Below are 12,843 nucleotides of genomic sequence, written 5' to 3' on the forward strand. Positions count from 1 at the left end.
ATTGGCCCGCACTATGCAGCCGTTTTTTGCCGCGTCAACCGAGCACACCGCCCGGATCAGCCGAAAATCCGGCCAAACCGGGGGGTTGGTGCCATTTTGACACAATCAATGCGGTGTCAATGCGGCAGGGACGCAGCAGCCATTCCCGTTGCAGGGGCCGGGCTGGCCACCGCATCTTCCGACTCCTGGCTCCATTCGATCGGCTCGGGGCGCCGAGCCAGGGCCTGGCCGATGACGTCATCGACATGGGAGACGGGAATGACGCGCAGGCCCTTCTTCACCGTGTCGGGAATATCGACCAGGTCCTTCTCGTTGTCCTTGGGGATGAAGACCGTCTTGATGCCCGCCCGGTGGGCCGCCAGCAGCTTCTCCTTCAGCCCGCCGATCGCCAGCACGCGGCCGCGCAGCGTGATCTCACCCGTCATCGCCACGTCGCGCCGCACCGGAATGCCGGTCAGCACGCTGACCAGCGACGTCGCCATCGCAATGCCGGCCGACGGCCCATCCTTCGGAGTCGCTCCCTCGGGCACATGCACATGCAGGTCGCGCTTCTCGAACAGGGTCGGCTTGATGCCGAAGGTCACGGCCCGGCTGCGGACATAGGACAGGGCCGCCGCAACGCTCTCCTGCATCACGTCGCCCAGCTTGCCCGTCTGCTTGATCGCACCCTTGCCCGGCACCATCACGCTCTCGATGGTCAGGATCTCGCCCCCGACCTCGGTCCAGGCCAGGCCGGTCACGACGCCGACCATGTCCTCGGCCTCGGTCTCGCCGTAGCGGAACCGCTTCACGCCCGCGTATTTTTCCAGATTCTTGCGGGTGATCGCCACCTTCTTGGCCTTGCCGGTCACGATCTCGCGCACCGCCTTGCGGGCCAGGGTCGCGATCTCGCGCTCCAGGTTCCGCACGCCGGCCTCACGCGTGTAGCTCCGCACCAGCTCGCGCAGCGCATCGTCGCTGACCGACCATTCGTCCGCCTTCAGGCTGTGCGCGTCCGCCTGCTTGTTCAGCAGGTGGCGCTTGGCGATCTCAACCTTCTCGTCCTCGGTGTAGCCGGACAGGCGGATGATCTCCATGCGGTCCAGCAGCGGCTGGGGCATGTTCAGGCTGTTGGCGGTGGTGACGAACATCACATCCGACAGGTCGTAATCGACCTCCAGATAATGGTCGGCAAAGGTCCCGTTCTGCTCCGGGTCCAGCACCTCCAGCAGCGCCGAAGACGGATCACCGCGCCAGTCGGCCCCCAGCTTGTCGATCTCGTCCAGCAGGAAGAGCGGGTTGGAGGCCTTCGCCTTCTTCATCCCCTGGATGATCTTGCCGGGCATCGAGCCGATATAGGTCCGCCGGTGGCCGCGGATCTCGGCCTCGTCACGCACGCCGCCCAGCGACATGCGCACATAATGGCGCCCCGTCGCCTTGGCGATCGACCGCGCGAGCGAGGTCTTGCCCACGCCAGGCGGCCCCACCAGGCACAGAATCGGCCCCTTGACCTTCTGCGCCCGGCTCTGGACCGCCAGATATTCCAGGATGCGCTCCTTGACCTTTTCCAGCCCGTAATGGTCGGTATCGAGCACCTTCTCGGCCTCGGTCAGGTCGCGTTGCACCTTGGACCGCTTCTTCCACGGCAGGCTCAGGATCCAGTCCAGATAGTTGCGCACCACCGTCGATTCGGCCGACATCGGGCTCATGGCGCGCAGCTTCTTCAGCTCCCCCATCGCCTTGTCGCGGGCTTCCTTGGGCAGGCGGGCCTTGGCGATCTTTTCCTCAAGCTCGGCGGTCTCGTCCCGACCTTCCTCGCCCTCGCCCAGTTCCTTCTGGATCGCCTTCAGCTGTTCGTTCAGATAGTATTCGCGCTGCGTCTTCTCCATCTGCCGCTTGACGCGGTTGCGGATGCGCTTTTCCACCTGCAGGACGCCAATCTCGGCCTCCATATGCGCGAACACACGCTCCAGCCGGGCGTTGACGCCGGGGATCTCCAGGATCTCCTGCTTTTCGGCGATCTTCAGGTTCAGATGGCTGGCGATCGTGTCGGCCAGCTTCGACAGATCCTCGATCTGGTTCAGCGAAACCAGGACCTCGGGCGCGATCTTCTTGTTCAGCTTGATATATTGCTCGAACTGCGAGACCACGGTGCGCCCCAGCGCCTCGCCCTCGTTATCGGCAGCAGGCTCCTCGGTCACCGGCGTGATCTCGGCCTCGAAATGCCCCTCGATATCGTGCAGCACGGTAATCCGCGCCCGGCGCACCCCCTCGACCAGCACCTTCACCGTGCCGTCGGGCAGCTTCAGCAGCTGCAGGATCGTCGAAACCGTGCCGTAGCGATAGATATCGTCCGCCGACGGATCGTCCTGCGACGCATTCTTCTGCGCGACCAGCAGGATCTGCTTGTCATGCTTGGTCACCGCTTCCAGCGCCCGGACCGATTTCTCGCGCCCGACGAACAGCGGCACGATCATGTGCGGAAAGACGACGATATCGCGCAGCGGCAGCACCGCCATCGTCTCGGAATCGGCAATCCCCGCCCCTTCCACATCGGAGTCGGCGGCGGTCAGGGGCAGATTCTGGTTTTCATCCGCGGCGGAGGGGCCGCTCTCGGGACGATCAGAATCGGGTCGGATGGATTTGGGCATATCGTGTGACCTCCTGAAGGACGATCGCGGGCGGGCGCCCATTCGCGGCACGCCCCGCCCGGTGTGTCGCTGACGCGATCACGGATAACATCATGTCGTCATTCGGGGCCGCCACGGCAAGACCCCGGACGATGGGGACGCGCTGCCCGCATGGGGCACCGCCCCCGATGCGGGACGGCAGTCCCTGAGAAAAGGCCAGGGCGAACAGTCGGTCAGGCCGACTGTTCAGCGGGCTTTTCCTTGCCATAGACATAGACCGGGCTGGTTTTGTTCTCGGCGACCTCCTTGTTGATCACCACCTCCTCCACGTTCTCCAGCCCAGGCAGGTCGAACATGGTGGACAGCAGGATGCTCTCCATGATCGCACGCAGGCCGCGCGCGCCGGTGCGCCGGGCGATCGCCCGCAGCGCCACCTGCTTCAGCGCATCGTCGGTGAAGGTCAGCTTGACCCCTTCCATCTGGAACAGGCGGGCATACTGCTTCACCAGCGCGTTCTTCGGCTTGGTCAGGATCTCGATCAGCGCCGCCTCGTCCAGATCCTCCAGCGTCGCCACCACCGGCAGACGGCCGATGAACTCGGGGATCAGGCCGAATTTCAGCAGATCCTCAGGCTCGACGTCACGCAGGATCGCACCCGTGCGTCGTTCGTCGGGCGACTGGACATCCGCGCCGAAGCCGATGCCCGAGCCCTTGCCGCGCGCACCGATGATCTTGTCCAGCCCGGCAAAGGCACCGCCGCAGATGAACAGCATGTTGGTGGTGTCCACCTGCAGGAATTCCTGCTGCGGATGCTTGCGCCCGCCCTGCGGCGGGACGGAAGCCACCGTCCCTTCCATGATCTTCAGCAGCGCCTGCTGCACGCCCTCGCCGCTGACATCGCGCGTGATCGACGGATTGTCGGACTTGCGCGAGATCTTGTCGATTTCGTCGATATAGACGATGCCCCGCTGCGCCCGCTCGACATTATAGTCGGCAGCCTGGAGCAGCTTGAGGATGATGTTCTCGACATCCTCGCCGACATAGCCCGCCTCGGTCAGCGTGGTCGCATCGGCCATGGTGAAGGGCACGTCGAGAATCCGCGCCAGCGTCTGTGCCAGCAGCGTCTTGCCCGATCCGGTCGGCCCGACCAGCAGGATGTTCGACTTCGCGATCTCGACGTCATTGTTCTTCTGGCTGTGGGCCAGGCGCTTGTAATGGTTATGGACCGCGACCGACAGCACCTTCTTCGCATGGAACTGCCCGATCACGTAATCGTCCAGAACCTTGCAGATCTCCTTGGGAGTCGGCACGCCATCGCGCGACTTCACCAGATGCGTCCTGTGCTCCTCACGGATGATATCCATGCAGAGTTCAACGCATTCGTCACAGATGAAGACAGTCGGACCAGCGATCAGCTTCCGGACCTCATGCTGCGACTTGCCGCAGAACGAGCAATACAAGGTGTTCTTGGAATCGCTGGACTTGTTATTCATAACCGCTCCTACCCCCGGAATGCCAGGCCGCGTACTGCCCGGACCGGGGTCGAAAATCTTGACTCAGGACAGGCCTTCCATCAAGCCCGCCCAAGCCGGCGGGTTGCGCCGAACAGAAAAAAGCGCCCCCACCCCTCATGCCCCCGATCTGAAACCCGAAGACTTCAGATCAAAAACATTAAATAAATCAATATATCGCCATCAGGTCTCAGCTTTTGGCCGCAACCGTCGTCGCATGATTGCGCACCACCTCGTCCACGATGCCAAAGGCCAAGGCCTCGTCAGCCGACATGTAGCTGTCGCGCTCCAGCTTGCGTTCGATCTCCTCGAGCGTCTGGCCGGTATGGGTTTCGTAGATCTCGTTCAGGCGCTGGCGGATCGTCAGGATCTCCCGCGCCTGGATCTCGATGTCGCTGGCCTGCCCCTGCGCCCCGCCCGAAGGCTGATGCACCATGACCCGCGCGTTCGGCAGGGCGAAGCGCCGCCCCTTCTCGCCACCCGCCAGCAGCAGCGACCCCATCGAGGCCGCCTGGCCGATGCACACCGTGCTCACCGGGCTGCGGATGTACTGCATGGTGTCATAGATGGCCAGGCCGGCCGACACCACGCCACCCGGGCTGTTGATGTAGAACGAGATCTCCTTGGTCGGATTCACGCTCTCCAGATACAGGAGCTGCGCCGACACCAGGGCAGCCACCTGATCGTAGACCGGTCCGGTCAGGAAGATGATCCGTTCCTGCAACAGGCGGGAATAGATATCGAAAGCCCGCTCCCCGCGCGAGGTCTGCTCGACCACCATGGGTACTAGGGCGTTGCTGAAGATCTCCACGGGATCCCGATCCCTCATAGTCTCATTCCCGTTCCTGAAAACGCGAAGACCCGACTCACCACCCCCGGCGGCGCCTGAGCGTCCATCGGGGAAGGTGGCCGGGTCGTTCCCCGGTTACCTCACACAAGATAGAGATAAACCGAGCGGATACCACCCCACCGCCATCATTTCGCGGCGATAGCGGCGATAAAAGCGATGGGGTACCGATGGCGGGATGCCGGACCGATCAGAGATCGGCGGGCGGAATCTCGGCCAGTTCCTCGGGCGTCACGTCCTTGTCGGTCACGGTGGCCAGTTCGATCACATAATCGACGACCTTGTTTTCAAAGATCGGGCCACGCAGGCTCTCGGCCGCCTGCGGGTTCTTGCGGAAGAAGTCGAACACCGCCTGTTCCTGGCCCTGATAGCGCATGGCCTCGGCCCGGATCGCTTGCAGCATCTCGTCCTGCGAGACCGTGATGGCGTTCGCACGGCCGATCTCGGCCAGCAGCAGGCCCAGCTTCACCCGGCGCTCGGCAATCTTGCGATAGTCGGCCCGCAGGGTTTCCTCGTCCTTGCCCTCGTCTTCCTCGTCGAGCTGCCCTTCCTTGCGGTCGGCCTCGACGCGCTGCCAGATCTGGCCGAACTCGGCATCGACCATGCCCTGCGGCGCCTCGAAATCGGTCTTCCCGGCCAGGGCGTCCAGCAGCTCGCGCTTGATGCGCAGGCGCGAAAGCTGCTCGTATTCCTGCTCGACCTGCTTCGTGATCAGCTCGCGGACCTTCTCCAGCCCCTCGAAGCCCATCTTCTTGGCCAGTTCGTCGTCGATCTCGACATCGACCGGGCGCTTCAGCCCCTTGGCCTTGATGTCGAAGGTCGCTTCCTTGCCCGCCAGGTTCTCAGCCGAATAATCGGCCGGGAAGGTGACGGTGATCACCTTCTCCTCGCCCGGCGACAGGCCCTCGATCTGCTCGGCGAAACCGGGGATGAAGCCCGTGCCGCCGATCTCGACATTCACGTCGTCGGCGGTGCCGCCTTCGAACGGCACACCGTCCAGCTTGCCCACGAAATCGACGACCACGATATCACCCTGCGCGGCCGGACGGATCTCTTCGACCGTCACGAAGTTGCGCTGGCGGCTCGCAATGTCCTTCAGGGCCTTGTCGACCGTCTCGGCATCCGCCGTCGCCTTCAGCCGCGTCAGCGTCAGGTCCGACAGATCGGGCTGCGCGATCTCGGGCAGCACTTCCATCTCGACCTTGAATTCCAGGTCCGTCTTCCCGTCCGGCTCGGCGCCGGAAACCAGGTCGACTCGCGGCTGCAGCGCCGGGCGCAGGTTGCGTTCCTCCAGCAGCGCACGGGTGGCGTCACTGACCGCCTGCTCCAGCACTTCACCCTGCACGGCGGCGCCATGGCGCTGCTTGACGAGGCTCAGGGGCACCTTGCCGGGACGGAAACCCGGCAGAGTCATGGACTGCCCCACTTCCTTCAGGCGGGCGGTCCGCTTGCTCTCCAGTTCGCCGGCGGGCACCGTGACGGTGAAGCCGCGCTTCAGGCCGTCGGAAAGCGTTTCAGTAACCTGCATCTGCCAGGCCATCCTCTCGGTCAGAACTTCCAAAGAACGCACGAGTCCACCCGGGACGGCGACATCCGCACGCAAAAAGCAGCCGGCGCGGGCGGCAGCCGCACGCGCGCCACCCCCGCACCGAATTCAATCAGTGCCTCGTACCCCGCTGATCCGAAAAATTCCCGCAAGAACTTCTCGGGCAGGACACAGGCCGGGCTGGTGCGGGCGGAGGGACTTGAACCCCCACGACTTGCGCCACCAGAACCTAAATCTGGCGTGTCTGCCAATTCCACCACGCCCGCATCGGCGCCCGGCCTCCAAGCGCGCGGCTTTAGCGCACGCCGCCTGATCCGGCAAGCCGACAATGGCGCGAGTCCGCGCTCCGGCGCGCCCGCTCGCCCAACGCCACCGCCTCAGCCCGTGCCGCGCCCAGATGCCGGTCGAATTGTTCGGCCACCGGCCAGGGTCCCGCGCGCATCCCGGCCTCGCCGTGGATCCACACGCCGGCACAGGCCGCATGCCACGGCTCCATCCCCGCCGCCAGCAGGGCGGCAATGATTCCGGTCAGCGTATCGCCCGAACCGGCGGTGGCCAGCGCCGGCGTGGCATGGGCGTTGATGGCCGCCCGGCCGTCGGGCGACGCGATCACGGTATCCGGCCCCTTCAGCACCACCACGGCCCCGATCCGGCGCGCCGCGGCCCGGGCCGCATCCAGCCGCCCGGCCACAGGCGCCCCGAAGACCCGGGCGAACTCCCCCTCATGCGGCGTGATGACCCCCACCCCGGCCAGACGCTCCGGCTGCCCGGCCGCCCAGGCGAACGCCCCGGCATCGGCCAGCACCGTCCGCCCCGCCCCCAGCAAAACGGGCAGCACCCGGCCCACCTCCTCTTCCGTCAACCCCGGCCCGCACACCCACACCGTCCGGCGCCGATCCTCCAGCAGGCTGGACAAATCGCCGTCATCCACCACCAGCCCAGACTCGGCCATTCTGTAAAGGTCCGCCGCCGAACCGGCCGCCAGCCGTACCAGCCCCGCCCCCGCCGCGCGCGCCGCCCCGGCGGCCAGCCGCGCCGCGCCCGGCATCGTGCCGCCCCCGCAGATGCTGACCACGCCGCGCGCATATTTGTGACTGTCCACCGTCTGGCCCGGCACCTGCCACAATCCCGGCTCGTTGCGCCAGGTACGAACCGACACCGCGTCCCACACCATGTCGGGCATGCCGATATCGGCAACCACCAGCCGCCCCAGCCTCTCGCGCCCCGGCAGCAGCAGATGGCCGGGCTTGGCCCGCACGAAGGTCACGGTCATTTCCGCCGAAGGCGCATAGCCAAGGACCAGCCCGGTCGCGCCGTCAATGCCACTGGGCATGTCCACCGCCACCACCCGCCGGGCCGCCGCCAGCACCGATGCCAGCTCCGGGTCGATCGCCCGGCTCAGCCCCGCGCCAAACACCGCATCAATCACAAGGTCAGCCCGCGCAACCTCTTCCGCCGTAAAAGCCACGCGCGGCCCACACCATTCGGCGGCGGCAGCCGCCGCGTCACCACCCGCCCGAGGCGGCGCCAGGCGCGCCACGGCCACCGGCCAGCCGGCCTGCGCCAGGCGCCGCGCCGCGACATAGCCATCCCCGCCATTATTCCCCGGCCCGCACAGCACCAGCACCCGGCACGGCGCGACATGACGCATGACGGCACGCGCCACCGCCCGGCCGGCATGCTCCATCAGGTCGCGCACCGGCACCGTCCGGCTGCCCGCCTCGTCGATCAGGGCCATCTCGGCCGGGTCCGGCAACAGCAGCGCGTTCGACGCCTGAAGCGGCAGCTGGTCCATCGGGCAATCTCCTCCGGTCAAAGGCGGCCTCTCGCGGGCGCGGCCCGTGCCATCGTCTTGCGCGCCGGGGCGGAATTGGCGATCAAGCATACCATCGCCGTCCGCGTCCCGTCACGCGGGCCATCCCTTACCCCTGGCCGGGAGCTGACATGACCTCCTCGATCCTCTGGAGCCTCGTGCTCGCGATCCACCTGCTCGGCATGACCGCCTGGGTCGGCGGCATGGTCTACGCCGTATTCGTCCTGCGCCCCAGCCTGGGGCTGCTGGATGCAACCCAGCGCGCGTCGGTCCACCTGCAGACACTCACGCGCTTCTTCCGCCTCGTCTGGCACACGATGCCCACCGTCCTGGTCACCGGCTGGCTGATGATCCTGCACGAAGGCGGCTTCGCCGCCATTCCGTGGCAGGTGAACGCGATGCAGCTCCTCGGCCTGGCCATGGCGGCCGTCTTCGCCCGCATCTATTTCGGCCCGTTCCAGAAGGCCCGCCGCGCCATCCGCCCGCAGCCCGCGCTGTTCGACACCATCCGCTCGCTGGTGACGATCAATATCGGCCTGGGCATCCTCACCATTCTGTCCGCCGCCATGGCCCGAGGCCTGTAGGCCGGCGGAAAAGCGCCGCTCCTGGCAAGCCTGCGCGCGTTTCCTGCGCTTCGGTGCTCACGGCCACCAAGGCCGCTCCGCTCCGATGCTCGGAAACACACGACGGGCGCGGCCCTCACGGGCCGCTCTCGCTCAGGATCGACGCCGCCGCACCAGCCTACCCCTCAGGCACTCCTACAAAACAGGTAACGGCGCGGCGCCCATGGTGGTAATGCGCCCGGCGTTGAGGATCGATGCCGAGTTGATCAGCGACAGGTGAGAGAACGCCTGCGGGAAATTTCCCACCTGCCGCCCGGTGGTGGCATCATATTCCTCCGCCAGCAGGCCCAGGTCGCTGCACAGCGCCAGCAGCCGGTTGAACAGGGCATGGGCCTCCTCCATCCGCCCCTGGGCAACATAAGCGTTCACCAGCCAGAACGAGCAGGCAATGAACGCCCCTTCGTCCCCGGCCACTCCCTCGACCACCCGATCGGGCAGATAGCGGCGGACGAATCCGTGCTCGTCCAGCAATTCGCGTTCGATCGCCGCGATGGTGCCGCTCACGCGCGGATCATCGGCGGGCAGAAAGCCCACGACCGGGATCAGCAGCAATCCCGCATCCAGTCCCGTGCCGCCGAAATACTGGACAAAACAATTCTTGTCCGCGTTGAACGCCTCACGACACACCGTGTCATGAATATCCTGCCGCAGGGCCTTCCACTCCTCCAACGGCGCCTCCAGCCCGTATTTCTCGACATCGCGAATCGCCCGGTCGAACGCAAGCCAGCACGAGATCTTGGACACGGTGAACTGGCGCCGCCCCCCGCGGACCTCCCACATGCCCTCGTCCGGCTCCTTCCAGATCGTCGCCAGATGCTGCAGCAGTCCCACCTGCAGCCGCCAGCCGTCGGTAATCGCGCACAGGCGCGTCTGCCGGGCCACATGCAGCGCCGCAATGGCCTCGCCATACACGTCGAGCTGAAGCTGACCGGCCGCCGCATTGCCCACCCTTACCGGCTTCGACGCCTCATAGCCCGGCAGCCAGCCGGCCTCCCATTCATTCAGCAGCCGCTCGCCGGCGATCCCGTACATGATCTGCACCTGGTCGGGGCTGCCGGCGACGGCCGCCTGCAGCCAGTCACGCCACGCCATCGCCTCCTCGAAATAACCGCCGGCCATGATCGCGATCAGCGTCAGCGAGGCATCGCGCAGCCAGCAATAGCGATAATCCCAGTTGCGCCCGCCCCCCAGCTCCTCGGGCAGCGAGGTGGTCGGCGCCGCGACGATCCCGCCCGTGGGCTGGTAGATCAGCGCCTTGAGCGTCAGCAGCGAGCGCCGCACCATGGCGGCATGCTCCCCCTGATAGGTGCAGCGCCCGATCCAGTCCGACCAGAACTGCTCCGTCCGGTGCAACGCCGCCAGCGCGTCGATCGGCTGGGACAGCGCGCCGTGCGAATCCATATAGGTCAGCACGAAGGGCACCTGATCGCCCTCGGACACGATGAAGCGCGATACGGTATGGCGATCCTCGCCATGCAGCGCGACCGGACAGCGCAGCACGCAACGCGACGGCCCGGCGATGGCACTGATGCCCATATTGTCCGGCAGGCGCGTGACCCACGGCACCGACAGCCCGTAATCGAACCGCATCACCAGCCAGTTGAGGATCGGCACCGCCCCGCGCCGCCCCTCGACGATCCGGATCAGGGTCGGCTCGGCAGCGCCGATGGCCATGAAATCCAGGATCGCGACCACACCGGTATGGGTCTCGAACACCGTTTCCAGCACCATGCCATGGTTGCGATACGACCGTGTCACCGTAATCGGCGTGCCGCCCCGCTCCTCGTCCGGCGCCAATTGCCAATGTCCGTTCTCGCCGTCGCCCAGCAAGGCGGCGAAACAGGCCGGACTGTCGAAGCGCGGCCAGCAGAGCCAGTCGATCGACCCGTTCCGCCCTACCAGGGCGCAGCTGCGCCCGTCGCCGATCAGGCCATAATCCTCGATTTTCAACGGCGTGACTGTGACCACGGTTCCTCCAGAGACAAGACGCCAGAGACATGACACCCAACACAACGCGGCGCCGGAAGGCTGCCCCGCCCTCCCCGATGCTCCGCGCTTGATTTTCGTCCCATTTCTCGATACGGACAGTCACGCGGAATCGGAGGATTCGCCTTCATTTTCGCAAGGCCCTGCTTCGTCGCAGGAAAACAGGCCGAAAAAAGCCTGCCGAACCACATCGTGGCGGAATGGACGGGACCACACCACTGACACGTTCGAGAGAATTTTGAGCCCTAAGACGAATGCCTCCGCTTCGGCCGAACATGACGCCGAAGTCCATCCCGTCTCCATTGTTCCGCCTGACACGGACGCCGGTTCCCCCGGTGGCGAGCCGTCCGCTTCCGGTGCCGTGGATCTCGCGGCCGAGCAGGCTGACGCTGCCCCGCAGCCCCTCTTTTCCGATCTTGGCCTGTCCGAGCCGATCCAGCGCGCCATCGACGAAGCCGGCTACCGCCATCCCACGCCGATCCAGGCCCAGGCCATCCCGTATGTGCTGATGGGCCGCGACGTGCTGGGCGTGGCGCAGACCGGCACCGGCAAGACCGCCTCCTTCACCCTGCCGATGCTCGAGATCCTCTCGGGTTCCCGGGCGCGGGCCCGCATGCCCCGCTCGCTGATCCTGGAGCCGACGCGCGAACTGGCGCTGCAGGTGGCCGAGAATTTCGTCAAATACGGCAAATACCTCAAGCTGAACCACGCGCTGCTGATCGGCGGCGAAAGCATGGCCGAACAGAAGGACGTGCTGAACCGCGGCGTCGACGTGCTGATCGCGACTCCGGGCCGGCTGATCGACCTGTTCGAGCGCGGCGGCCTGCTGCTGACACAGACCCGCCTGCTGGTGATCGACGAGGCCGACCGCATGCTCGACATGGGGTTCATCCCCGATATCGAGAAAATCGTCGGCATGCTGTCCCCGCTGCGGCAGACGCTGTTCTTCTCGGCCACCATGGCGCCGGAAATCCGGCGCCTGGCGGACATGTTCCTGCAGAACCCCCAGGAAATCACCGTCAGCCGCCCGTCCTCGGTCGCCACGACCATCGAGGCCGGCCTGGTCGTGGTCGACGAGGAAGACAAGCGGCGCGTCCTGCGCCAGATGCTGCGCAGTGAAGCGGTGCAGAACGCCATCGTCTTCTGCAACCGCAAGCGCGATGTCGACGTGCTGTACAAATCGCTGGTCAAGCACGGATTCTCGGCCGGCGCGCTGCATGGCGACCTGCCGCAGTCGGTCCGGTTCTCGACCCTCGAGCGTTTCAAGGCCGGCGATCTCAAGATTCTGGTCTGCTCCGACGTCGCGGCACGCGGCATCGATATCGGCGGCCTGTCGCACGTCTTCAATTTCGACCTGCCGTTCCATGCCGAGGATTACGTGCACCGGATCGGCCGCACCGGCCGCGCCGGCCGCACCGGCCATGCCTACAGCCTGGCCTCCCCGCATGACCGGGGCCTGGCCGAGGCGATCGAAACGCTGACCGGCCACCCGATTCCCCGCCTGGCGGTCGAAGGCATGACCCAGCTCGAATGGTCCGAGGAAGAACGCCCCCGTGGGGGCAAGGGTCGCGGACGCGGCCGGGAGAAGGACGACCGTCGCGGCGGCAAGCCCGCCCGTCCTGCCCCCGCCATCGCCCCCGCTCCTGCTCCTGCTCCGGCCACGCCGGTCGAGGCCAACCCCGCACCCCAAGCCGTCACCGCGCCGCCACCCGCGCACAGACCCGCCCCGCCTCGCCATCATCGGGAACGCGAGCTGGAAGACGCCGCGCAGACGAACGGCAACCCCGTTCTGGGCTTCGGCGCGGAGGTCCCCGCCTTCATGCTGCTGCCGCGCCGCCAGTTCACCATCACGCCCTCGGCCGAAGACGAGAGCACGCATACGGCCGACGAACTGGCCTGACAGCCTGG

At 66.2% G+C, this 12,843-nt stretch carries 8 protein-coding genes and 1 tRNA gene; 2 read left to right on the forward strand and 7 right to left on the reverse strand.

The features are described from left to right. Positions 1–116: 116 nt before the first annotated feature. The 6 genes from lon to HLH29_RS00680 form a co-directional block, all read right to left on the reverse strand. Positions 117–2,498 carry an endopeptidase La gene (lon, locus tag HLH29_RS00655; RefSeq protein WP_246373577.1) on the reverse strand — a complete coding sequence of 794 codons (2,382 nt, stop codon included), beginning with the start codon at positions 2,496–2,498 and terminating at the stop codon, positions 117–119. Between the two features lie 344 nt (positions 2,499–2,842). Further along, the gene (clpX, locus tag HLH29_RS00660) at positions 2,843–4,102 is read right to left on the reverse strand and encodes an ATP-dependent Clp protease ATP-binding subunit ClpX (RefSeq protein WP_182964077.1); all 1,260 of its coding nucleotides are present in this window, start codon (positions 4,100–4,102) and stop codon (positions 2,843–2,845) included. 208 nt (positions 4,103–4,310) lie between these two features. After that, complete coding sequence (locus HLH29_RS00665; RefSeq protein WP_182964078.1) at positions 4,311–4,949, reverse strand: ATP-dependent Clp protease proteolytic subunit; 639 nt, start codon at positions 4,947–4,949, stop codon at positions 4,311–4,313. Between the two features lie 208 nt (positions 4,950–5,157). Further along, the gene (gene tig / locus HLH29_RS00670; RefSeq protein ID WP_182964079.1) at positions 5,158–6,495 is read right to left on the reverse strand and encodes a trigger factor; all 1,338 of its coding nucleotides are present in this window, start codon (positions 6,493–6,495) and stop codon (positions 5,158–5,160) included. 199 nt (positions 6,496–6,694) lie between these two features. Then, positions 6,695–6,779, reverse strand: a tRNA-Leu gene (locus HLH29_RS00675). Positions 6,780–6,808: 29 nt separating this feature from the next. Next, positions 6,809–8,308 (reverse strand): NAD(P)H-hydrate dehydratase, encoded by a 1,500-nt coding sequence (locus tag HLH29_RS00680; protein ID WP_182964080.1) that lies wholly within the window; start codon positions 8,306–8,308, stop codon positions 6,809–6,811. Positions 8,309–8,457: 149 nt separating this feature from the next. Here HLH29_RS00680 and HLH29_RS00685 point away from each other — a divergent pair, with 149 nt between their 5' ends. Then, positions 8,458–8,910: a CopD family protein gene (locus tag HLH29_RS00685; RefSeq protein ID WP_182964081.1), complete on the forward strand. Its 453-nt coding sequence runs from the start codon at positions 8,458–8,460 to the stop codon at positions 8,908–8,910. 174 nt (positions 8,911–9,084) lie between these two features. Here the strand turns inward: HLH29_RS00685 and HLH29_RS00690 are convergent, their stop codons facing one another. Then, positions 9,085–10,917: a glycoside hydrolase family 15 protein gene (locus HLH29_RS00690; protein WP_182964082.1), complete on the reverse strand. Its 1,833-nt coding sequence runs from the start codon at positions 10,915–10,917 to the stop codon at positions 9,085–9,087. A 379-nt stretch (positions 10,918–11,296) separates the two neighbouring features. Here HLH29_RS00690 and HLH29_RS00695 point away from each other — a divergent pair, with 379 nt between their 5' ends. After that, a complete protein-coding gene (locus tag HLH29_RS00695) occupies positions 11,297–12,835 on the forward strand; it encodes a DEAD/DEAH box helicase (protein ID WP_338030151.1) in 1,539 nt (512 codons plus the stop codon). The last annotated feature ends 8 nt before the right edge of the window (positions 12,836–12,843 follow it).

The sequence above is a fragment of the Gluconacetobacter tumulicola genome (assembly GCF_014174215.1).
GTDB lineage: Bacteria > Pseudomonadota > Alphaproteobacteria > Acetobacterales > Acetobacteraceae > Gluconacetobacter > Gluconacetobacter tumulicola.

What these genes read in the sequence shown, in the direction of transcription:
- HLH29_RS00685 (WP_182964081.1), top strand. Translation starts at nt 8,458, where the DNA reads ATGACCTCCTCGATCCTCTGGAGCCTCGTGCTCGCGATCCACCTGCTC.
- HLH29_RS00665 (WP_182964078.1), bottom strand. Translation starts at nt 4,949, where the DNA reads ATGAGGGATCGGGATCCCGTGGAGATCTTCAGCAACGCCCTAGTACCC.
- lon (WP_246373577.1), bottom strand. Translation starts at nt 2,498, where the DNA reads ATGGCGGTGCTGCCGCTGCGCGATATCGTCGTCTTTCCGCACATGATC.
- clpX (WP_182964077.1), bottom strand. Translation starts at nt 4,102, where the DNA reads ATGAATAACAAGTCCAGCGATTCCAAGAACACCTTGTATTGCTCGTTC.
- HLH29_RS00680 (WP_182964080.1), bottom strand. Translation starts at nt 8,308, where the DNA reads ATGGACCAGCTGCCGCTTCAGGCGTCGAACGCGCTGCTGTTGCCGGAC.
- tig (WP_182964079.1), bottom strand. Translation starts at nt 6,495, where the DNA reads ATGCAGGTTACTGAAACGCTTTCCGACGGCCTGAAGCGCGGCTTCACC.